General features: G+C 69.9%; 15 protein-coding genes. 13 read left to right on the top strand and 2 right to left on the bottom strand.

The annotated features are described in order from the left end of the window. Positions 1 to 62 precede the first annotated feature (62 nt). The 4 genes from Acor_RS01155 (at position 63) to Acor_RS01140 (ending at position 4,807) form a co-directional block, all read left to right on the top strand. Positions 63 to 1,448, top strand: coding sequence for an ABC transporter substrate-binding protein (locus tag Acor_RS01155; RefSeq protein WP_155334585.1), 1,386 nt, complete (start codon positions 63 to 65; stop codon positions 1,446 to 1,448). Beyond that, positions 1,445 to 2,380: a carbohydrate ABC transporter permease gene (locus tag Acor_RS01150; RefSeq protein ID WP_155334584.1), complete on the top strand. Its 936-nt coding sequence runs from the start codon at positions 1,445 to 1,447 to the stop codon at positions 2,378 to 2,380. The genes Acor_RS01155 and Acor_RS01150 overlap by 4 nt, the downstream gene beginning before the upstream one ends. Further along, a complete protein-coding gene (locus tag Acor_RS01145) occupies positions 2,377 to 3,192 on the top strand; it encodes a carbohydrate ABC transporter permease (RefSeq protein ID WP_155334583.1) in 816 nt (271 codons plus the stop codon). Before Acor_RS01150 ends, Acor_RS01145 begins: the two co-directional genes overlap by 4 nt. Positions 3,193 to 3,277: 85 nt before the next feature. Next, the gene (locus Acor_RS01140) at positions 3,278 to 4,807 is read left to right on the top strand and encodes an alpha/beta hydrolase (protein WP_246238333.1); all 1,530 of its coding nucleotides are present in this window, start codon (positions 3,278 to 3,280) and stop codon (positions 4,805 to 4,807) included. On the opposite strand, the gene Acor_RS01135 is transcribed toward Acor_RS01140, so the two are convergent. Beyond that, entirely contained in the window at positions 4,804 to 5,811 is a 1,008-nt protein-coding gene (locus tag Acor_RS01135) for a LacI family DNA-binding transcriptional regulator (protein ID WP_218034060.1), read from the bottom strand. The genes Acor_RS01140 and Acor_RS01135 overlap by 4 nt on opposite strands. Positions 5,812 to 6,049: 238 nt before the next feature. Between Acor_RS01135 and Acor_RS01130 the strand changes: the two genes are divergently transcribed. From Acor_RS01130 to Acor_RS01095, 8 genes are all read left to right on the top strand, one after another. Next, a complete protein-coding gene (locus Acor_RS01130; RefSeq protein WP_218034059.1) occupies positions 6,050 to 7,294 on the top strand; it encodes an ABC transporter substrate-binding protein in 1,245 nt (414 codons plus the stop codon). Between the two features lie 10 nt (positions 7,295 to 7,304). Then, positions 7,305 to 8,267, top strand: a complete 963-nt coding sequence (locus Acor_RS01125) for a carbohydrate ABC transporter permease (protein ID WP_155334582.1) — start codon at positions 7,305 to 7,307, stop codon at positions 8,265 to 8,267. Beyond that, entirely contained in the window at positions 8,264 to 9,097 is an 834-nt protein-coding gene (locus tag Acor_RS01120) for a carbohydrate ABC transporter permease (protein ID WP_155334581.1), read from the top strand. Before Acor_RS01125 ends, Acor_RS01120 begins: the two co-directional genes overlap by 4 nt. A gap of 45 nt (positions 9,098 to 9,142) precedes the next feature. Beyond that, the gene (locus Acor_RS01115) at positions 9,143 to 13,291 is read left to right on the top strand and encodes a glycoside hydrolase family 38 N-terminal domain-containing protein (protein WP_218034058.1); all 4,149 of its coding nucleotides are present in this window, start codon (positions 9,143 to 9,145) and stop codon (positions 13,289 to 13,291) included. Beyond that, positions 13,288 to 13,839 carry a SurA N-terminal domain-containing protein gene (locus tag Acor_RS01110; protein WP_218034057.1) on the top strand — a complete coding sequence of 184 codons (552 nt, stop codon included), beginning with the start codon at positions 13,288 to 13,290 and terminating at the stop codon, positions 13,837 to 13,839. The genes Acor_RS01115 and Acor_RS01110 overlap by 4 nt, the downstream gene beginning before the upstream one ends. 19 nt (positions 13,840 to 13,858) lie before the next feature. Beyond that, on the top strand, positions 13,859 to 15,076 hold the full coding sequence (locus tag Acor_RS01105) for a discoidin domain-containing protein (protein ID WP_155334580.1): 1,218 nt from the start codon (positions 13,859 to 13,861) through the stop codon (positions 15,074 to 15,076). Continuing rightward, positions 15,073 to 16,626: a glycosyl hydrolase family 95 catalytic domain-containing protein gene (locus Acor_RS01100; RefSeq protein ID WP_155334579.1), complete on the top strand. Its 1,554-nt coding sequence runs from the start codon at positions 15,073 to 15,075 to the stop codon at positions 16,624 to 16,626. Before Acor_RS01105 ends, Acor_RS01100 begins: the two co-directional genes overlap by 4 nt. Before the next feature lie 112 nt (positions 16,627 to 16,738). Further along, the gene (locus Acor_RS01095; RefSeq protein ID WP_155334578.1) at positions 16,739 to 17,542 is read left to right on the top strand and encodes an SAM-dependent methyltransferase; all 804 of its coding nucleotides are present in this window, start codon (positions 16,739 to 16,741) and stop codon (positions 17,540 to 17,542) included. A gap of 4 nt (positions 17,543 to 17,546) precedes the next feature. On the opposite strand, the gene Acor_RS01090 is transcribed toward Acor_RS01095, so the two are convergent. Further along, positions 17,547 to 18,449: a helix-turn-helix domain-containing protein gene (locus Acor_RS01090; RefSeq protein ID WP_155334577.1), complete on the bottom strand. Its 903-nt coding sequence runs from the start codon at positions 18,447 to 18,449 to the stop codon at positions 17,547 to 17,549. A gap of 242 nt (positions 18,450 to 18,691) precedes the next feature. On the opposite strand from Acor_RS01090, the gene Acor_RS01085 reads away from it, so the two are divergent. After that, the gene (locus Acor_RS01085; RefSeq protein ID WP_155334576.1) at positions 18,692 to 20,839 is read left to right on the top strand and encodes a hypothetical protein; all 2,148 of its coding nucleotides are present in this window, start codon (positions 18,692 to 18,694) and stop codon (positions 20,837 to 20,839) included. Positions 20,840 to 20,860 lie beyond the last annotated feature (21 nt).

The raw sequence follows: 20,860 nt of genomic DNA, 5'->3' as shown, positions 1-20,860 counted from the left end.
CGTGTAGATTCCAGGGTCAGTCTTAACGATTTGCGTCATCATCCCCATTCGGAAGGGTCCAGATGACTTCAAGAGCGCGAATCCTCACGGTGGCCCTGTGCGGAGTGCTGGCCGCGGCGTGTTCCACCGGCACCCAGCCGTCCGCCCCGGCCGACGGCGGCCAGGCCACCGGCCCGTCCCTGCGGATGTGGACGTTCAAGCAGTCCCACGCCGACGCGCTGAACAAGGCGGCGGCCCAGTTCAAGACCGACACCGGGATCAGCGTCGTGGTCGAGGCGGTCACCCCCGACGACGTGTTCGTGGCCAAGGTGCAGAGCTCCGCCCAGACCGGCGACCTGCCCGACGTGCTGGAGGTGCACGCCGGCGGCGAGGACCGCGAGCTGGGCGCCTCCGGCCTGCTCGCCGACCTGTCCGCGGACGTCGGCGCCGAGTGGCTGAACCGGCTGCTGCCCACCACCAGGGAGGCCGGGCTGATGAGCCAGGCCGTCATCGACCGGGCCGCCCCCGACTCGCCGATCAAGCAGGTCAAGCCGGGAACGCTGTTCAGCGTGCCGTTCACGGCCGGCGCGTTCGGCATCGTCTACGCCAACAAGGCGAAGCTCCAGGCCGCCGGGCTCAGCCCCGACACGCCGCCCAAGACCTGGGAGGAGTTCGTGGCCGCGCTCAAGGCGACCACCGGGAAGGAGCCGGAGGCGGGCGGGCTCTCGCTCGGCCTGAAGGTGAGCCAGACCGGCTTCAACTGGGTGTACCAGCCACTGGCCCACTCCTACCTGGGCCGGGACCGGTTCCACGCGCTGTTCGCCAAGGGGGCCGCGCAGGGCTTCGCCTCCCCCGACGGCGTCAGGACGCTGGAGCTGTACGGGCAGCTGACGCCGTACTGGATGCCCAGCTCGACCACGCTCAACATCGACGAGGCGGACATCGCGTTCGCGCAGGGCAAGTCGGCCTTCAACGTGGGCGGCACCTTCACGCTCGCCTTCCTGGCCCAGAACGGCATGTCCCCCGACAAGGTGCTCGCCTTCCCGATCCCGCCGTCCGCCGCCGGGCAGCAGAAGGAGATCGCGATGGCGCCGCTGGCGCTGACCTCGCTGGGCGTCACCGCCACCGCTGAGAACCGGGAGGCGGCGATCAAGTGGATCGACTTCGCCACCTCCGCCAAGGGCGCCGGGATCATCGCCTCGGCCTCGCTCGACCTGCCGGCCACCGACCTGGGCGCGGACGCGGCCAGCCTGGTCGGCCCGGACCTGGCGGCGTTGCAGAAGTACTTCACCGGCACCCCGGAGAGCTCCTACGACGCGGCCGACACCACGTTCTTCCCGCCGGACTACGACCAGGTCAAGCCCGGTGACGCGATGGTCAGGCTGAGCCCGCTGAAGGAGCGCGCCCCGGCCCAGGCCGGCGCCGAGCTGGACGAGATCTTCGGCGCGATGTGGAAATCATCGGAATGACCACCCAGCACGTGGCCGGGCGGGTCAGGCCGCCCGGCCGGTGGCGGGCCGCTCTGACCGGGTACGCGTTCGTCTTCCCCGCCGTGGCGCTGTTCGCGGTGATGGGCGTGTACACCATCGGCAGCGGCCTGGCGCTCAGCTTCGCCAAGTGGAACGGCTTCACCCCGGACTGGATCTGGGTCGGCTTCGAGAACTACCTCGACCTGATCTACGCGGATCCCTCGCTGGCTCCGCCGCTGCGCGCGGCCTCCTGGAACACCGTCCAGGTGATGGTGCTGGTGCCGCTCCTCACGGTGGCGATCTCGCTGCCGCTCGCCGTCGTGCTCAACTCGGTGCGGCGGCTGCGGGCCGTGCTGCGGTCGGTCTATTTCCTGCCGTACGTGACGAGCGGCATCGCCGTTTACTACGCGTGGCGGTACATCCTGGAGCCGGACGGCGCGATCAACCTGCTGCTGCGCTCGCTCGGGCTGGGCACGCTGGCGCAGCCGCAGGGATTCCTGGGCAATCCGTCGACCGCGCTGCCGACGCTGATCGTGGTGCTGGTGTGGTCGAGCGTGCCCATCGCGACGCTGCTCTACCTGACCGGCCTCCAGGCCATCGATCCCGCGCTGTTCGAGGCGGCCAGGATCGACGGCGCGGCCCCGCGCCAGGTGCTGCGCCGGATCACCTGGCCGCTGCTGACGCCGCTGACGGCCGGGGTGGTGCTGCTGGGGGTGCGGGACTCGCTGCACGGCTTCCAGATCTTCCTGATCATGACCGGCGGCGGGCCCGGCGGGCACACCGACGTGCTCGGGCTGCAGGCCTACCGGCTGGCGTTCTTCAAGGGTCTGGCGGCGACGCTCGGGGTGTCCAGCGCGCTCGGCTGGCTGCTGTTCGCCGGGGCGCTGCTGCTGACGCTGGTCAACGCGCGGCTGCTGAGGAGAGTGCGATGAAAGTGGGGAGGATCGCCGGGTACGCCGTGCTCACCGTCTACGCGGTGATCAGCGTCTACCCGTTCCTGTGGATGGTGTCGGGCGCGATCAAGACACGGGAGGAGGTCCTGGCGGGCGGGCACCTGATCCCGCGGCTGCCGACCTGGGACACCCTGGTGACCACCTGGAACCAGCTGCACTTCGTGGAGTACTTCCGCAACAGCCTGGTGGTGACCGGGCTGACCGTGCTCGGGGTGCTGGTGGTGTACTCGCTGGCGTCGTACGCGTTCGCGGTGCTGGAGTTCCCCGGGCGGCGGGCGCTGTTCTGGTTCTTCGTGTCGCTGCTGTTCGTGCCCGGGATCACGATGCTGCTGCCGGTGGTGATCCTGGAGAAGAACCTGGGCATCCTGGGCTCGCATCTCGGGCTGGTGCTGCCGTTCGTGAACGGGACGGCGCCGCTGACGGTGCTGCTGCTGACGGGGGCGTACCGGTCGATTCCGAAGGAGCTGCGGGAGGCCGCGCGGGCCGACGGCGCGCGGGAGGCGCGGATCTTCTGGTCGGTCTACCTGCCACTGTCCCGGCCGGCGCACATCACGATCGCGGTGCTGACCGCGGTGCCGACCTGGAACGAGTACGTGCTCACCCGGGTGTCGATCAACGATCCCTCGCTCTACACGCTGCCGCTCGGCCTGGAGACGCTGATCTCCAGCCAGGTGCCGCGCTACAACGAGGTGATGGCGGCCTCGCTGATCATCGTGCTGCCGGTGATCGCCCTGTTCCTGTTCCTGCAGCGCTACTTCGTGAACGGCCTGCTGGGGGCCATCAAGGGCTGATAGCGCCTTGCAAGCGCGCGTCTACTCGCAAATGCGGCAATACGGGGGAACCCGAGAAACGGTCGCATAAGCAAGGAAGACACCCATGGGACGCGCCGCCCGCACTACTACCACGTTAGCTGTCGCAATCCTGGCCGCAGCACTCGTTCTCCCCCAGGCAGCGCTGGCCGACGTCCCACCCACCTACAACGACGGCAAGCCGCCCGCGAGCGAGACCGGCGACCAGCCGGCCCGCGGCGACGAGGACATGCCGCCCGCCCCGGCCGGCCTGGAGGGCTACTACACCCAGCAGCTGATCTGGACCGACTGCGAGCGCGGCGTCCAGTGCGCCAAGCTGACGGTCCCGCTCGACTACGCCAGGCCCGAGGCCGACCAGATCCAGATCGCCGTCCTGCGCCTGCCGTCCACCGGCGAGGGCGAGAAGATCGGATCACTGCTGACCAACCCCGGCGGCCCCGGCCGCTCCGGGGTCGAGTTCGTCTTCGGGAGCGCGCCGCTCTTCCAGCGCCTGCGGCGCGACTTCGACGTGATCGGCTTCGACCCGCGTGGCGTCAACGTGTCCACGCCCATCGACTGCCTGTCCGACAAGGAGCGCGACGCCGAGATCGCGGCCGACATCACCCCCGAGACCAAGGCGGAGATCAGGTTCATCGAGAACACGGCCACCCGGTTCGTCCGGGCCTGCCGGACCCGCTCGCCGAAACTGATCGGTCACATCGGCACCATGAACGCCGCCAGGGACATGGACATCCTGCGGGCCGCCCTCGGCGACCCGAAGATGAGCTACCTGGGCTTCTCGTACGGCACCTACCTGGGCACCGTCTATGCCCACCTGTTCCCGAACCGGATCCGCGCGCTCGTCCTGGACGGCGCGATGGACCCGACCAAGTCGCAGGCCGAGCAGGGCGCCAGCCAGGGCGACGGCTTCGCCGAGGCGTACGTCTCCTTCCTCAAGGACTGCTTCAAGCGGAAGGACTGCCCGTTCAGGGGCCGGGGCACCGACGCCGACCTGACGAAGGCGGTGGAGCGGACCAACGCCATGTTCCTCAAGGCCGACAAGACGCCGTTCCGCACCACCGTCGACGACCGCAGGGTCACCTTGAACGTCGCGCTGTGGGGCTGGCGGTCGGCGCTGTACAGCAAGTTCAGCTGGCCGCAGCTGCGGGTGACGCTGGCCCAGGCGTTCCGGGGCGACGGCACCGGCCTGATCCAGTTCTCCGACCTCTACTTCCAGCGCGCCGCGAATGGCACCTACACCAACGCGGATCCGGCGTTCCGGGCCATCAACTGCCTGGACAACCCGCGCCCGAAGCGGAACAAGTTCGACGAGTGCTCGCTGTGGCCGGCCGCCGTCACCCCGGTGCCCCGGTCGATGCACGCCAAGGGCGCGCCGCCGATCCTGGTGGTGGGCACGACGCGCGACCCGGCGACGCCGTACCACGAGGCGGTCGCCCTGGCCAAACATCTGACCTCGGGCGTGCTGCTCACCAACGACGACGACGGGCACACCGCCTACGGCAACTCCTTCTGCTCCTCCGAGGTGATCGACACCTACCTGATCACCTTGAAGACGCCGAAGAAGGGGTTCGTCTGCAAGCAGGAGGCGCAGGTCTAGGGCGGCGGCTGCTCGCCCGAGCCCCGGGCGAGCAGCTCCACCGGGACGGTGACCCGGGTGACCGGGCGGCCGTGGTCGGCGATCCGGGACCTGAGCAGGTCGATGGCGGTGGCGCCGATGGCCTGGTCGTCCTGGGCGACCACCGTCAGATCGGGGCGTAACAGGGTGGCCAGCTCGGAATCGTCGAATCCGACTATGGCCATCCTTCTGTCGTCGGAGCCGCGCACCACCTCGACGCTGATGGTGGCGTTGCCGGTGATGACGGCGGTCGCCCCGCCGGCCCGCGCGGTGGTCAGCGCGCGGGCGATCCGGCCCGGTTCGATCGGGCCGGTGTGCACCATCCCGTCCAGCCCGCCGCCGGCCCCGGCCACGCTGGCGCGGAAGGCGCTGGCACGTTCCTGGGCGGTGAAGATGCGCTCGTCGTCGCCGATGTAGGCGATCCGGCGGTGGCCGTGCGCGGTGAGGTGCCCGTACGCCGCCTGGATGCCCGCCATGTTGTCGGAGATCACGCAGTCCACCTCCAGGCCGAGCACCGGCCGGTCCACCGCGACCAGGGAGAGCCCGGCCGCCAGTTCCGGCAGCAGGTAGCCGTGGTCGGCGCCGATCGGCTCCAGCACGATCCCGTCGAAGCGGCGGCGGCACATCGACTCGACCACCCGGCGTTCCAGCCGCTCGTCGTCCTCGGTGGAGGCGGCCAGCACCATCAGGTCGGCCGCGCGGGCGGCCCGTTCGACCGCGCGCAGCACCGGGTTGACGTGGGAAAGCTGCCTGACGGCCGCGCCGAGCGTGCCGGTCACGCCCAGGCGCAGGTGGCGGGCCCGCTCGTCCGGCCGGTAGTCGAGCGCGGCGATCGCGTCGTGCACCCGTTTGGCCAGCTCGGACCCGACTGTGGCGTCGTCGTTGACCACCCGGGAAACCGTGCGCAACGCGACGCCGGCCTCCCGGGCCACGTCGACCATCGTCGGCCGCCGGTTCTTGCGGCGCTTGTTCACCTCACCGTGCATGTGCCCATCATTCTCATGATCGCCGTTCTTGGCCATCCGGGCGATGTGACCAATTCGTTGCCATCCTCGCTCTTTGAAACCTCGCAGTAACACTCTACCTTTCGGGATAACGTTATCTCACCCCGGCTCCGGGGAGCCGAACTGGAGCAAGGAGGGCTGTGCAGTGCGCAGATCCACTTTTGTGCGCAGATCAATAGCACTAACGGTGACCAGCATGCTGGTGACCGCAGGTTGCGGAATGGGCACGCAGGAACCGGCCGACACGCCCGCGTCCAGTGGCGCGGCGGCGGCCGAGGTCGAGCTGTCCTTCCTGGTCTTCGAGACGCCCAACCTGAACTCGGCGTTCTGGGACGCCGCCATCGCCCGCGCCACCGCCAAGGTGCCGGGGGTGAAGATCAAGAAGCTGGTCACCCCGAACGTGGACCGGACCGCGTACGCCAAGCAGCTCGACGCCTCCGGCAACCTGCCGGACATCCTGCAGTCGGTCAACCCCGCCGGGTTCGCCGAGGCGGGCAAGCTCGCTCCGTTCACGCCGGAGGAGCTCGCCAACTTCACCGCGCCGACGGCGGGGGCGATTGACGGCAAGGTGTACCAGTTGCCGTACAACACGCAGGTCATCCCGGTTGTCTACTACAACAAGGACCAGTTCTCCAAAGCGGGCATCGCCGAGACGCCGAAGACGTACCAGGAGCTGCTGGACGCGTCGGCCAAGCTCAAGCGGGCCGGGCTCACCGCGATGATCGTCAGCGGCGGCGGCGCGGACACCTGGGCGGACATGTACCCGCTGACGGGTACGGTGGCCACCGATGTCTACAAGAAGACCCCGGACTGGCTGGTCAAGCGCCGCGCGGGCGAGGTCAAGTTCAGCGACCCCGACTTCGTGAAGGCGGCCGGCAAGATCGCCGACCTGGCCAAGAACGGCTACATCGACAAGACCGGCCTCAGCCGCTCCTACGCCGACGGCGAGCAGGCCTTCCGCGACGGCAAGGGCGCCATGTATCCCATGGGCTCCTGGTTCGCGACCTCGGCCGACAACAACAAGCCGGGCTTCGAGATCGGCGCGTTCCCGTGGCCGTCCGACGACGGTTCCCCGGTCACGCCCACCTTCACCGGCGGCGGCACCCTGGTCAGCTCCTCGGCGAAGAACGTCGACCTGGCCAAGAAGTGGGCGCTCGCCTTCGACGAGGACAAGGAGAACAACGACGCCTTCGTGAAGGCCGACGGCTCGATCCCGGCGATCAAGGGTTACGTCCCGCCGGCCGACATGGGCCCGGTCTACCAGGCCACCGTCGCCATCTACGACCAGGGCATGAAGGACGGTTCGATCACCAACGCCTTCTCCCAGGAGGCCGGCGACGCCTCGCTGCCGCCGGGCCTGGCCGACGCCACCGCGCTGGCCGTGCAGGACCTGATCACCGGCAAGAAGACGGCCGAGGAGTTCGCGGCCTACCTGGACGAGCAGTACGCCAAGGCAACCCAGTAAGCCAAGGTTCATGACTGATACCAAGCACGCGGTTCGTGGCGGGCCCAGGCTCGCCACGCCTCCGCGCACATCCCGGGCCCGGCGATCTGGCCGAGCCCGGCTGACCCCGAAGCTGGGGCGGTTCGCCCTGTTCGCCCTGCCCGGCCTGGTGGCGTACGGACTGTTCGTCCTGCTGCCCATCCTGATGACCGGCTACTACAGCTTCACCAACCGCAACCCGTTCAACCCGCCGACCGAGTTCGTCGGGTTCCGCAACTACGTCACGCTGGCCGGCGACCCGGAGTTCCTGCAGGCGCTCACCAACACGGTGATCATCACGCTGATCGTGACCGTGCTGGCGAACGTGGGCGGGCTGCTGATCGCGCTGCTGCTGGACCGGCCGTCCAAGCTCTACGTGGCCCTGCGCGGGGTGTTCTTCACCCCGGTGGTGCTCAGCTCGGTGGTGATCAGCGTCATCTGGCGGGCGGTGCTCACCGACGACGGCCTGCTCAACTCGGCGCTGCGCGGCCTGGGCGTGGAAAGCCCGCCCGGGTGGCTGTCGGACCCGGATCTGGCGCTGTACTCGATCGCGTGGATCATCACCTGGCAGATGCTCGGCTTCTGCGTGGTGGTCTATCTGGCCGGGCTGCAGGGCGTGCCCCGGGAGCTCCAGGAGGCGGCGGCCATCGACGGCGCCGGCGGCCTGACCCGGTTCAGGAACGTGACCTGGCCGATGCTGGCCCCGGCGCTGACCATCAACACCGTGATGCTGCTGATCACCGGCTTCAAGGCGTACGACCAGATCCAGGTGATCACCAACGGCGGTCCCGGCACCGGGGCCACCGCCACCATGGCCTTCCAGGTCGTGAAGGAGGCCTTCGTCGGCAACCGGATCGGCTACTCCTCGGCGCTGGCCGCGGTGATGCTCGCGCTGGTCGCGGGCGTCTCGGTGGTCGTGCTGCGGGTGCTCCAGCGACGCGAGGTGACCCAATGATCGACGCTCGCACGCATGCCTGGCTGCGGCCGCTGGTTGCCATTTTCGTGGGCGCGGCGTTCTTCCTGCCGCTCTACTTGATGCTGGTGAACGTCTTCAAGCCGGGCGATGAGATCCTGCCGAGTCCGGCCAGTCTGCCGCTGCCGCCGACGCTGGAGAACATCAGCGGGGTGTTCGCCCGCGAGGACAACCTGTTCACCTTCGGCCTGATCAACAGCATCGCGGTGACAGCGCTGTCCATCACGATCCTGACGGTGCTGTCGGCCATGCTGGGCCATTACCTGGCCCGCTCGACGCGGCTGTTCTCGAAGCTGCTGCTGGTCGTCCTGCTGTGCGGGCTGATGATCCCGATCCCGGTGATCCTCTCTCCGATGACCTCGGTGCTGAAGGCGTTCGACCTGATGGCCACACTCCAGGGCCTGGTACTGGTGAACGTCGGCTACTACGTGCCATTCGGCGTGCTCCTGTTCATGGGCTTCGTTAAGAGCGTGCCGCGCGAACTGGAGGAAGCGGCCGAACTCGACGGCGCGAGCAAGATCCGGGTCTTCTGGCAGGTCGTCTTCCCGCTGCTCCGCCCGGCCTCGGCCAGTGTGCTGATCTTCCTCGGGGTATGGATTTGGAACGACTTCCTGACCCCGCTGATCGTGCTCGGCCCGGACAGCGGCACCACGGTGACGGTGGGCGTCTACCGGGCGATCGGCCAGTACGAGTCCGACTTCGGAGACCTGTTCGCCTTCATGTTCCTGGCCACCCTCCCGATCCTGATCTTCTACCTCGCCCTGCAGAAGAACTTCGTGAAGGGCCTGACCGGCGGCGCGGTCAAGGGCTGACCGCCGCCGCCGTCCCGTTCCCGCTCCCCCTTGCAAAGGCTCTCCATGCTGACCATCGACGCCGTCGAGTCCACCGAGCTGTTCGCCGGGCCCGACGACGCCCCGCGCCAGATCCTCCGGGTCCGGACCTCCGCCGATTCGCCCATCGACCTGCGCGTCTCCGGGGAGGCCGAAGGACGCCTGACCGGCGTCCCCGGCACCGGCCTGCACGAGATCCCGGTCACCACCGGCGCGCCGCCCGGCACTGTTCTGTCCGTCGTGGTCGAGGCCTCGGGCGCCGCCGGTACGGCGACCGCCTCCGGAACCCTCACCGTCGCCGAACCCGGCTGGACGGTGTTCCTGGTGTCGCACTTCCACTACGACCCCGTGTGGTGGAACACCCAGGCCGGGTACGCGAGCGAGTGGGACGCCCTGCCGGACGCCCAGGGTGACCGGATGAGCTTCCAGTTCACCGCGTTCCAGCTGATCGACGCGCACCTGGAGCTGGCCAGGCGGGACCCCGACTACCGGTTCGTGCTGGCCGAGGTGGACTACCTGAAGCCGTACTGGGACGCGTTCCCGGAGAACCGGGAGATCATCGGGAATCTGGTCGACGAGGGCCGGCTGGAGATCATGGGCGGCACCTACAACGAGCCGAACAGCAACCTGACCGGCGCGGAGACGACGATCAGGAACGCGGTCTACGGGGTCGGGTTCCAGCGTGACATCCTGGGCGGCGCCCCGGCGACGGCCTGGCAGCTGGACTCGTTCGGGCACGACCCGCAGTTCCCGGGGCTGATGGCGGACGCGGGGCTGACCTCCAGCGCGTGGGCGCGCGGGCCGTTCCACCAGTGGGGCCCGATGCTGCAGATGGGCACCTACGACACCCCGCACGGCGACCCGTCCGGCATGCAGTTCCGCAGCGAGTTCGAGTGGATCTCGCCGAGCGGGCGCGGCCTGCTCACCCACTACATGGCGGCGCACTACAGCGCCGGCTGGTCGATGGACTCGGCGCAGACCCTGCCGGACGCGGAGGAGTCGGTCTACGGCCTGTTCCTGCGGATGAAGACCGTCGCCGCGACCAGGAACGTGCTGGTCCCGGTCGGCACCGACTACAGCCCGCCGAACAAGTGGCTGACCGAGATCCACCGCGACTGGAACGCCCGCTATGCGTGGCCGAAGTTCCTGTGCGCGCTGCCCAGGGATTTCTTCACCTCGGTGTCCGCGGAGCTGGCCGAGACGGGAGCCCGGCTGTCGCCGCAGAGCCGGGACATGAACCCGATCTACACCGGCAAGGACGTCTCCTACATCGACACCAAGCAGGCGCAGCGGGCGGCCGAGAACGAGCTGCTGGACGCGGAGAAGTTCGCCGCGCTGGCCTGCCTGGCGGGGGATGCCGCGTATCCGGAGGCCGCGCTGGACAAGGCGTGGCGGCAACTGGTGTACGGCGCCCACCATGACGCGATCACGGGAACCGAGTCCGACCAGGTGTACCTGGATCTGCTGGCGGGGTGGCGGGAGGCGTACGACCTGGCCAAAGAGGTGCACGAGGACGCGCTGCGCCATCTGGCCGCCCGGGTGGACAACCGGGCGGGCGGCGACGGGCACCGGGTGACCGTGTTCAACGCGCTGACCTGGCCGCGCACGGACGTGGTCCGGGTGCGGGTGCCCGCGCCCTTTCGCGGTCTGACCGACGAGCACGGCACGCCGGTCCCGGCGGTGCTGGAGGGCGCGGACGACGGGCACGCCGAGATCGTGTTCGTGGCGGAGGCGCCCTCGCTGGGCTACCGGACCTACCTGCTGGCCGAACCCGCGCACCCGATCCCGGCCACGGTCGACCCGACCAGATGGCGTGCGGTGGAGCGGGTCACCATCGCCAACGGCCACCACCGGCTGACCGTCGATCCGGCCCGCGGCGGCGGCGTGGCCAGCCTGGTCGACATGGCGACCGGGGACGAGCTGATCACGCCGGGCGAGGTGGGCAACGAGATCGTGGTCTACGAGGAGTACCACGAGCATCCGGTCTTCCGGGAGGGCCCGTGGCACCTGCTGCCGACCGGGGCGTCGGCGGGCTCGGCCTCGGTCCCGGCGCTGTCGGTGCGGGCGGAGCGGTCCCCGCTCGGGGAGCGGCTCACCGTCGAGGGCGCGCTCGGCGCCATCAGGTACACGCAGGTGATCACGCTCTGGCACGGGGTCGACCGGGTGGACTGTGTGACGCATCTGGACGGCTTCGAGGGCTCCGACCAGCTGCTGCGGCTGCGCTGGCCGTGCGCGATCCCGGGGGCCAAGCCGGTCTCCGAGGTCGGGCACGCCGTGGTGGGGCGGCCTTTCGCGCACCCGGACGTGGACGCCGCCGAGCATCCGTGGACGCTGGACAACCCGGCCTACCAGTGGTTCGGGCTGAGCTCGATGGCGCGGGTGTCGACCGGCGCGACCTTCGGGGTGGCGGAGATCATCGTGCCGCGCGAGGCCGACACCGCCGAGCTGGGACGGGACCTGGCGCTCCGGCTCGCCCAGTCCGGCGTCACCGCGACCTGCACGCACGCCGAGGGCACCCGTTACGGCCTGCTCTCCTTCGACTCCAACCTGCCGGACGTCAGGATCGTTGTCGGCGGGCCGGAAGATAACGTTTTCGCGGCCGAGGTGCTGGCCGATTCGCGGCACCGCGAGGAGCTGGCGCGGCTGCTGGCCGCCGGGGAGCCCGGCGTGCTGTGGATCCCGGCGGCGCGCACCCCGGCCGAGGCGTTCCGGCCGGACGCGGACGTGCGGTCGGCGGCCGACCTGCCCGTGCTGATCATCGCGGGCCCCGACCTGCGGGCCGCCGTCGCGGCGGTGGTGGACGACCTGGCCGACTCGGTGGTGCGGGCCGCCTGCGCGGTGGACCCCGGCGAACCGGCCGAGCACCGCACGGTGGCCGTCCTCAACCGCGGCATCCCCGGCTTCGCCGTCGACGTCGAGGGCCGCCTGCACCTGTCGCTGATGCGCTCCAGCACCGGCTGGCCGTCCGGGGTCTGGATCGACCCGCCGCGCCGGACCGCGCCGGACGGCAGCGGCTTCCAGCTCCAGCACTGGAGCCACTCCTTCGAGTACGCGCTGGCCTCCGGCGCGGGCGACTGGCGGGACGCGGACGTGGTGGCCCGCGCGCACGACTTCAGCCACCCGCTCCGCGCGGTCACCGAGACCGCGCACGACGGCCCGCTCCCGGCCACCGCGTCGCTGCTGACCGTCGAACCGGCCGGCCAGGCCATGCTCGCGGCGTTCAAGGCGGCGGGCAACCCGACCGCGCACGGCCGCGGCCCCGCCGAGCCGGGCCGGTTCACCGCCCGCCTGTACGAGCCGCACGGCCGCGAGGTCGCCTTCCGGCTGAGCTCACAGGTCCCGTTCGCGGCGGCGGCCCTGGCCGACGTGCTGGAGGTGGAGACCGGCGAGGCCAAGACCCGCGACGGCGTCCTGCACGGCGTGCTCACCCCCAGCCAGATCGCCACCTATGTCCTGCGCGCCGACACCGACGAGGAGGGTTCCGCGGCACTCGGGCGCGACGCCGAGCCCGCGCAGCCGGTGTTCAGCCGGTTCTGGCTGCACAACCGGGGCTCAGGCCCGATCGGCTACCAGCCGATGAGCGTGCACGCCCGGCTGGACGGCCACACCGTGCACGTCACCCTGGCCAGCGACCGCACCGACGCCGCGACCGAGGGCAAGCTCCAGGTCATCCCGCCGCCCGGCTGGGACGCCTCCCCCACCGACCAGGTGACCCGGCTGACGCCCGGCGACTGGACCGGCTTCGACGTCACCCTCACCCCGCCGGGCGAACCGGAACCCGGCCCCTGGCCGGTGGCGGTCCAGCTGGAGCACGACGGCCAGCTGCACGAGGACGTCGTCTTCGTCGGCGGCCAGCCCGGCGCGGGGGCGCTCCAGGTGAACGTGCAGCCGATCGAGCTCACCCCCGGGCAGCGGGCCCGCTGGGTGGTCGGGCTGCGCAACACCGCGCGCTTCGACATCCGCGGCGAGGCCCAGGTGATCAGCCCGTGGGGCACCTGGGACCTGGCCGGGCCCGGCGTACACCCGGTCGCGGTGGCCGCGGGTGCCGCAGACGAACTGGTCGTCGAGTTCGACGTGCCGCTCAACGCCCGTCCCGGCTCCTGGTGGCTGCTGGTCAAGTGCATGTGGTTCGGGCGGGTGTCGTACTCTCCGGCCGTGCCGATGGTGATCCGGTGATCGCCGCGCTGGTCGGCGAGACGCCGATCACCGTCGAGACGGTCGAGCGGCGGGTACGGCGGCTGCGCCAGGGCCCGCGCGGCGAACTGCTGCCCGCCGACGGGACCTCTGAGGGACGGCAGCTGCGCCGCTGGGTCACCCAGATCCTGGTGGCCGAGCAGGTCGTGGCCGACGAGGCGGCCCGGCGCGGGATCGTCCCCGGCGGCCCGCCGCTGGAGCTCACCCCGACGGCCCGGCTCGAACTCGGCAGCGTGATGGCGGCCGTCCTGTCGGGCAGCCCGCTGGCCCAGGCGCTGTACCGCGCCCTGACAGCCGACCAGACCATCCCAGAAACCGAAATTTCTCGTTATTTCGCGAACAATCAGGATCGGTATCGCGGAACCACCTACGAGCAGGCGTCTCCCGGCATCCGGGCGGCCCTGCTGGGCGCGCGGCGGCGCCGGCAATTCGCGCTGTGGGCCGACGCCCGCTGCGCGCGGGCGATCCTTCAGCCCGGATTCGAACACCCCGGGGATATTCGGCACCCGGATCACACCCACCGCCACTGAAGCACGGAAGAGAGGCACCATGAAGCGACGCCGGGGCGGGCTCTTACCCGCCGCCATCGCCTCCGCACTTCTCGCCACCCTGCTGGCCGCCGAACCCGCGGCAGCCGCCACGCCGACCCCCGACCAGCAGTGGACCGCGGTCCAGCAGCTGGTCGGGGCCATCAAGGGGCGCTGGACGTCCCAGAACTACGCCGGATTCATCAGCCGCACCATGCCGGAGACCGCGCTGCTCGGCAACGGCGACATCGGGGTCGCCTCCGGCGGCGGCGAGGGCTTCAAGACCTTCGCCATCTCCAAGGGCAACTTCTGGACCGTCAACGGCGGCAACTCCCTGGTCGCGCTCGGCTCGGTCAAGCTGACCCCGGTCGGCGGCGGCCCCGCCTCCTCGAACCTGGCGCTCGGCGCGACCGCGACCGCCTCCAGCAGCCACCCGTCCTTCCCGGCGAACCGCGCGGTGAGCGGCCAGTGGGCGCAGGGCTACGAGGGCTGGGTCTCCAACATCGGCAAGCCGCAGACCCTCACCCTGGACCTGGGCACCGCCAAGACCTTCACCCGCTACCTGCTCAGGCACGACGCGGCCGCCCGCCCGGCCGAGACCGCCAACAACACCAAGAACTGGACGCTGGCCACCAGCACCAACGGCACCACCTGGAACACCGTCGACACGGTCACCAACAACACGGCCAACGTGACCGACCGGACGCTCGCGTCGACCACGGTCCGCTACCTGCGGCTGAACATCACCGAGCCGACCCAGAGCACCACGCCGGACTCGACCAGCAACCCGCGGGCCAGGATCGGCCAGTTCGAGCTCTACAACGGCAGCGGCCCGACCCAGCCGTCCGGGCCGTTCACCGAGGAGCAGAACATCCTCAAGGGTGACATCGACACCTCGATGACCATCGGCGGCGTCCCCGTCTCGATGCGCACCTGGACCGGCGCCGGCGACAACCTGGTGGTCACCAGGATCCAGTCGCTCGGCTCGTCCACCGTCCGCCTCCAGGCCGAGACCGCGACCGGCACCCCGGACGCGCGCGGCGGTTTCACCAGCACCTCCGGTGTCTCCGGCAACACCGTCTGGGCGACCAGGCAGACCGCGACCGGCGGCAACCCGGTGTCCCGGGCCTCGCTGGCCACCCGCGTGGTCGGCGGCGCCCAGGTCGGCGCGCCGACCTGGGCGGTGCGGCCGGGCGGATCGTCTTCGACCTGCCCGCCGGCCAGGTCGCGCACCTCGTGACCGGCGTGGCCGGCGGCGGCATGAACCCGGCCGACCCGGCCCCGGCCGCCCGCACCCTGGCCGACGCCCAGAACGCCGGCTCGCTGGACAGCCAGTACAACGCGCACGTCGAATGGTGGAAGCAGTACTGGCTCAAGTCCTACGTGGACCTGGACGACGACCTGCTCGAACGTTTCTACTACGGTTCCCTCTACCTGCTCGGCTCCTCGCTGCGCCAGGGCAGGACCGCCTCCGGCCTGTACGGCATCTGGGCCACCACGGACTGGCCGCAGTGGGGCAGCGACATGCACCTCAACTACAACTGGCCGGCCAACTACTACGGCGTCTACTCCAGCAACCGCGCCGACCTGGCCCTCCCCTACTACGACCTGGTCACCGCCTTCCTGCCGGAGGCCAGGCGCAAGTCGGTCCAGGAGCTGAACCGGGTCAAGGCGGACTACGTGGCCGCGCGTTTCCCGAACGGCATCGCGGGCGGCGTGCTCTTCCCGGTCGGCATCACGCCGTTCACCTACACCTCCGACGGCTCCTACCACCAGCAGGTCGCCAACTCGCTGTTCACGGCCACCCAGTACGTCTCCTACTACGAGTACACCCAGGACCGGACCTTCCTGAGCACCAAGGCGTACCCGTTCCTGAAGGAGATCGCGACCTTCTTCCGGTCCTGGCTGGAGTTCGACGCGGCCAGCGGCAGGCACCGGCTCTGGGCGGGCCCGCACGAGGGCACCTGGGGCCGTAACTCCAGCCCCGACGTGGGCATGCTCCGCCAGGTGCTCACCTTCCTGGTCAACGCCAGCGTCGAGCTGAACGTGGACGCGGCCGACCGGACGACCTGGCAGAACATCCTCAACGCGCTGCCGGCCATCCCGCGCACCACCAGCAACGGGCAGACCGTGTACGCGCTGGCCGACCCCGGCACGATGACCGGCGGCGACACCCGGGTCTTCCGGCCCGGCGACAACACCGTGAACCTGGAGTTCATCCACCCGGCCGAGGTGCTGGGCCTCAGCAGCCCGTCCGCCGACCGGCAGGTGGCGATCACCACCCTGGACCAGATGAACTCCTGGGGCCAGGAGAACAGCTTCCCGAAGGTCTTCACCCAGGCGGCCAGGGTCGGCTACCCGGCGCAGAGCCTGATCGACAAGCTGAAGGGGCAGCTGAGCACCAAGCTGATGCAGAACTTCCGGGTCTACGACGCCAACCACGGCCTGGAGAAGGCGGGCGCGATCGAGGCGGTCAACAGCATGCTGCTGCAGACCGACGGCGGCGTCACGCGGGTCTTCCCGGTCTGGCCGGCCGGCAAGAACGGCTCGTTCGTGAAGCTGCGGGCCAAGAACGCGTTCGTGGTGTCCAGCGCGCGCTCCGGCGGGCAGGTCGGCTACGTGGACATCACCAGCGGGACGGGCAAGCAGGTCCGGCTGGCCAATCCGTGGCCGGGCCGTACCGTCCTGGTCACCCGGGTCGGGACGGGCACGATCAGCCACACCGTGGCCAGTGACGTGATCTCCTTCCCGACCGTGGCGGGGGCGACGTACAGCGTCACCGTCGTCTGATTTCTCGCGAAAACGGGCATCCGGCCGGGTGCCCGTTTTTCGCGTGTACGGGGGTCCGCGACCACTAAGTTCGTCGTTATCGACAGATGTGACGACTTAGGAGAAGCCTCGCGTGACTGACGAATTAGGGACTGATCCCAAAATCGACACTTCGGTGCCTCATTCGGCCCGAATGTGGAACTACTGGCTGGGAGGTAAGGACCACTACCCGGTGGACCGCCTGGCCGGTGACCAGTTCCGGGAGGCGTTTCCGGATATTGTGCGAATCGCGCAGCTTTCCCGGCATCTGCTGGCGCGGATCGTGCAGTACCTGGCCGCGGAAGCCGGGGTGCGGCAGTTCCTGGACATCGGGACCGGGTTGCCGACCCTGGACAACACGCACTCCCTCGCCCAGCGGGTGGATCCGTCGGCGCGGGTGGTCTACGTGGACAACGACCCGCTGGTGCTGACCCACGCGCGGGCGCTGCTCGTCGGCACCCCGGAAGGGGCCACCGACTACATCGACGCCGACCTGAACGACCCCGAGCGCATCCTTGCGGCGGCCGCCCGCACGCTCGACTTCGACCAGCCGGTGGCGCTGATGCTGATGGGCATCCTCGGCTACGTGCCCGACCACGGCGACGCCTGCGGCATCGTCAAGCGGCTGATGGACGCGCTGCCGCCGGGCAGCTACCTGGCCATGTGGGACGGCGCCAACCTGGTCACCGGGAAGGCGCTCGACGACGCCCAGGAGAGCCTGAACGAGGGCGGCGGCATGCCGTACACACTGCGCAGCCGGGAGCAGGTCGGGGACTTCTTCGACGGGCTCGAACTGGTGGAGCCGGGCATCGCGTCGATCACGATGTGGCGGCCCGACCCCGATCCGTTCGAGCCCGCGGTGGAGGTCGACGCGATCTGCGGGGTCGGGCGCAAGTAGACCGTCAGGTCTCGTCCATGATCCGTTCGATGATCTCGACGGACTCGTCCGGCGGCAGGGCGCACACGCCGAGCTGGTTCATGAAGTGCCAGTACGGCGCCAGCTCCGCGGCCTTGGTGACGTAGATCGCGTGGGCGAGCTGTTCGAGGTAGACCACATCGTCCAGCTCGTCCTCGGCGAACCTGAGCAGGGTGATGGGGCCGCCGCCGAGCGGGTGGCCGGCCGCGAACGGCATCACCTGGAGGGTCACCTGCGACTGCGCGGCCATCTCGGTCAGGTGCCGCAGCTGGTCGCGCATGGTGGCCGGGTCGCCGATCTGGCGGCGCAGCGCGCCCTCGTCCACGATCATCCAGAGCTTGGGCGGGACCACCCGGTCCAGGATCCGCTGGCGGCGCATCCGCAGGGTCACCCGGCGCTCGATCTGGGCGGTCGGCAGTTCGGGGTGGCCGAGCCGGATGACCGACCGGGCGTAGTGCTCGGTCTGCAGCAGGCCGGGCACGAACTGCACGTCGTAGCCGCGGATCACGGACGCGCCCTGCTCCAGGCCCAGGTAGGGCTCGAACCACTCGGGGGTGACGTCCTTGTACTCGTCCCACCAGCCGGGGGTGTTGCTCTGCTCGGCCATGGCGAGGAGGCCGGCTCGTTCGGTCTCGTCGCGGATGCCGTACAGGGAGAGCAGGTCGGCGATGTCGCGCAGCTTGAAGCTGCTGCGGCCCAGTTCCAGCCGGCTGATCTTGGAGTGCGAGCCGCGGATCGCGTAGCCCGCCCGCTCCCTGGAGATCCCGCTGGCCTCGCGTAGCCGCCGCAGGTGCGCGCCGACCAGGATGCGCAAGATCGTGGGGCCGGCCTGCTGACTGGCTAAGCCGGATACGTCGGGCAGATCGGTTCCAGCCCGATCAACGCGCATATTCGCTCCAAAGCAGCAATTTCACCAGATTTCTGGCCTTCCCAGAGTGTCGCACGAGACCCGCCGGATTTCCCACCTGCCATGCCCCCGTCCTGGAGCTCCCACTGATCGTTACGTCAAGTTCACCATAACGGTGGGTACGGCGGACGCACTGTGCGGAGACTGTGACCACCCGCGACCGGCGCGGACACTGGGGCACCAGGTTTCTTTCATGATCGGGGCACAGCAGGAAGTGGCACGCGATGAAGGTCGAACTACGCATCCACGGCGTCGCAGGCGCCTCCCCCGGCTCTGTCCTTTATCCCGGGTCGGCTAAACCCGGCAAACTCCTAGAAGACGGCGTACGCGACGGCGTCGGCTTCTACCGCCCCGACCCCCAGCCCACCCCCGGCTGGCTCCGCCAGGCCTACGTCTGGGGCGGCCTCACCTCCGGCGCCAAAACCCGCGCCCTCTGGCTCCTGCTCCTCCCCTTCGCCCTGGCCAACATCGCCTTCTTCATGACCCCCCACCGCCTCGACCCCACCCGGGAACGCTACAAACCCCTCCGCAAAACCATCGACGCCCTCCACCGCCTCTTCTCCCTCTCCCTCACCACCACCGCCCTCCTCGGCTTCACCACCATCTACCTCGACATCCTCGCCTGGCAGTCCTCCCACACCCCCTTCGGCGGCCCCCTCGCCTGGCTGGCCACCCTCAACTCCCACGACATCGCCCTCCGCCTCTCCCTCGCATCGCTCCTTCCCGCCCTCGCCCTGGCCCTCATCTGGCTCCTCAGCAGCCGCACCTGGAAATCCACCGACCAGGTCCCCGTCCCCGAGGGCGACCTCCGCCACGGCGGCCCCCTCCTCGCCCGCCGCCGCATGTGGAACGGCGGACCGCCGGTGGGACGGTTGCGCTCGTTGCATGTGGGCTTCGGCTTCACGCTGATCGCGGCGACGCTGACCTTGGCCGAGCCGGTGGCGTGGTTACTGACGGCGGAGGCGGTGATCGGGGCGATCATCGTATTGACGGTCGCGTTTCCGCAGGCGGCGACGCGATTGGATCCGGCGGAGGAGTCACCGTCGGGCGACGCCCGGGACGCGGCCGAGCGCGAGCGTCCCAAAGGGCGGGTGGGTGGGAGATCCCCCTTGACCCTGTTCTGCACAGCCCTGCGTTGGGCTGGGCTGCTTGTGTATGTGGCCGCCCTAATCGTCCCGCTGGGGGGTCCAGGTAAGCAGGCCGCGCCGGGGCCGTTGCCGGGCTTCGATCCGATGGTGCAGATTGTTTTCTGGGCGCAGATCGGGTTGATCGCGATGGTCGCGGTCGGGGTCGCGGTGTTGGCCCGGGGTGGGGGCGCTCAAGGGGGTCAGCGTTACGGGCGGGCGTTGTGGGGGCTTGCGGGGCCGGCGACGATGTTGATGGCGTGGGCGTACGCGGCGGCGGTGGCGATCGGGGCGGCGTTCATCGCGGCGGAGTTGGTGGGGGCGCCGGCGTTTTCGCGGTTCGAGGTGCCCACGGCGATCGTGTTGCCGGAGTCGTTCGCGTGGGCGCTGTATGCGGTTCCGCTCGCGGTGCTCATGCTCGTCGGGCTGGCGATCTGGCTGTGGGTTACCTATCGGCGGACCGCGAACACGGTCAATGATGTGATCGTCGGGCACTATCCGGAAAAGGAACGCGGCCGGGTGAGCAATGCGTGGGCCGCTGCCGCGCTCACCGACAGGGCGCAGGTCGTCTTCGCCACGATCGCTTTGACGGCTATCGGGACTCTGGCGGTGGTCGGCGTGATCCTCACCGGCCGCATGGACACAAAGCCGTGGACGCCTCTCGTCGTCACCGGGGCGATCATTCTGATCGTTTTCCTGGTGGCGCTGATGGTGGTCGGCTGGCAGGCGTACCGGCATCCGGGGTTACGGCGCACGGTCGGCGTCCTGTGGGACATCAGCACGTTCTGGCCGCGATCCACGCACCCGTTCGCGCCGCCCTGCTACAGCGAACGCGTCGTCCCCGAGTTGCTCACCCGCGTCAACCGCCTCATCGCCGACGGCCACACCGTGGTGATCTCCGGCCACAGCCAGGGCAGCGTGATCGCCGCCGCCGTGGTGCTCCAGCTGGACCCCGCCGACCGCCAGGCCACCCGCCTGCTCACCCACGGCTCCCCCCTGCGCCGCCTGTATTCCCGCTTCTTCCCCACGTACTTCGACACAGCCACTCTGAAAGCCGTACAAACCGCCGCACCCTGGCAGAACCTCTACCGCAACTCCGACCCCATCGGCGGCCCGGTGGACGACGCCATCGACCGCTCCGTCTGGGATCCCATCTCCCCGCCCCCGGACTCGCCCATCCGCGGACACATCGACTACTACGTAGACGCCGACTACCGCACCGCACTGAACTCGCTCACCACTCCCTGATGCGATGATGACCCCATGGGG

This window comes from Acrocarpospora corrugata, from assembly GCF_009687845.1.
Classification (GTDB): domain Bacteria; phylum Actinomycetota; class Actinomycetes; order Streptosporangiales; family Streptosporangiaceae; genus Acrocarpospora; species Acrocarpospora corrugata.
This window is presented reverse-complemented; position numbering and strand designations above follow the sequence as displayed.